General features: G+C 67.7%; 1 protein-coding gene. It reads left to right on the forward strand.

Annotated elements, in window-relative coordinates; translation table 11 throughout:
• Window positions 1–116: 116 nt before the first annotated feature.
• Window positions 117–1484, forward strand: a complete 1368-nt coding sequence (gene purB, locus ABGA94_RS00035) for an adenylosuccinate lyase (RefSeq protein ID WP_111174683.1) — start codon at window positions 117–119, stop codon at window positions 1482–1484.
• Window positions 1485–1639 lie beyond the last annotated feature (155 nt).

Consider the following 1639-nt stretch of genomic DNA (forward strand, 5'->3'; position numbering starts at 1 on the left):
CCGCTGGCCGGCACCATGGAAGCGTAGGCCGGGCGTGGTTGCCGGCCAGCGGCCGGCACTACCTGACCGGCACGTCGTAGAATATGGCCCCCGCCGCTCGCCCCAGCCCTGCCGACATGTCCGATTCCGCCCTGCTCGCCCTGTCCCCGCTCGATGGCCGCTATGCCGGCAAGGTCGACGCCCTGCGCCCGATCTTCTCCGAGTACGGCCTGATCAAGGCCCGCATCACGGTCGAGGTGGAATGGCTGCTGGCGCTGGCCGCCGAGCCGGGCATCGTCGAACTGGCCCCGTTCTCCGACGCCGCCGTCGCCCGCCTGCGCGCCCTGGCCGCCAGCTTCAGCCCGGCCCAGGCTGCACGCGTGAAGGAGATCGAGCGCACCACCAACCATGACGTCAAGGCGGTGGAGTACTTCATCAAGGAACAGCTGAAGGACGACGCCGAGCTGGCTCCGGCGATGGAATTCGTGCATTTCGCCTGCACCAGCGAAGACATCAACAATCTCAGCTACGGCCTGATGCTGGAACAGGCCCGCCGTGAAGTGCTGCTGCCGACCCTGGACGGCATCGCCAGCACCCTGCGCAGCCTGGCCCACGCCCAGGCCGGCCAGCCGATGCTGTCGCGCACCCACGGCCAGACCGCCTCGCCGACCACCTTGGGCAAGGAACTGGCCAACGTGGTCGCGCGCCTGGAGCGCCAGCGCAGGCAGATTGCCGCGGTCGAACTGACCGGCAAAATCAACGGTGCGGTCGGCAACTACAACGCCCACATCGCCAGCTACCCGGACGTGGACTGGCCTGCCTTCGCCGAGCGCTTCGTGACCGGCCTGGGCCTGGTATTCAACCCGTACACCACGCAGATCGAGCCGCACGACAACGTGGCCGAGATCGGCGATGCCGCACGCCGCGCCAACATCATCCTGATCGACCTGGCCCGCGACATCTGGGGCTACATCTCGCTGGGCTACTTCAAGCAGCGCCTGAAGGAAGGCGAAGTCGGCTCGTCGACGATGCCGCACAAGGTCAATCCGATCGACTTCGAGAATGCGGAAGGCAATTTCGGCATCGCCAACGCCCTGTTCGAGCACTTCAGCGCGAAGCTGCCGATCAGCCGCTGGCAGCGTGACCTGACCGATTCCACCGTGCTGCGTGCGCTGGGCACGGCGTTCGGCCACAGCCAGGTGGCACTGGATTCGCTGGCCAAGGGCCTGGGCAAGCTGGAGGTGAACCCGCAGCGCCTGGATGCGGATCTGGACGCGGCCTGGGAAGTGCTGGCCGAGGCCGTGCAGACGGTGATGCGCCGCCATGGCCTGCCAAACCCGTACGAGCAGCTGAAGGCGCTGACCCGCGGCCAGGGGATCACGGCCGAGTCGATGCGTGCGTTCGTGCAGGGGCTGGAGCTGCCGACGGATGCGAAGCAGCGTCTGCTCGAGATGACCCCGGGCAGCTACACCGGTCTGGCCGAGGCGCTGGCGAAGAAGATCTAAGGGGTTTCCTTTGCGGCGGCGGCCGCGGGCGCTGCCTGCGGCAGGCAACGGCAACAGCAACATCAACGTCAAAGGCGGCTCTGGGTTATTGCTTCGCCTGGCGGGGCGGGTTGGGTTCGCGGGGGACGCCGTGAACCCGTCCCTGGGGGCTTGGC

Source organism: Stenotrophomonas sp. 3diitr2024 (assembly GCF_042136455.1).
In the GTDB taxonomy this organism is placed as follows: Bacteria; Pseudomonadota; Gammaproteobacteria; order Xanthomonadales; family Xanthomonadaceae; genus Stenotrophomonas; species Stenotrophomonas sepilia.

Excerpts from the sequence above, each read along its gene's own strand:
- purB (WP_111174683.1), top strand. The coding sequence starts at position 117 with ATGTCCGATTCCGCCCTGCTCGCCCTGTCCCCGCTCGATGGCCGCTAT.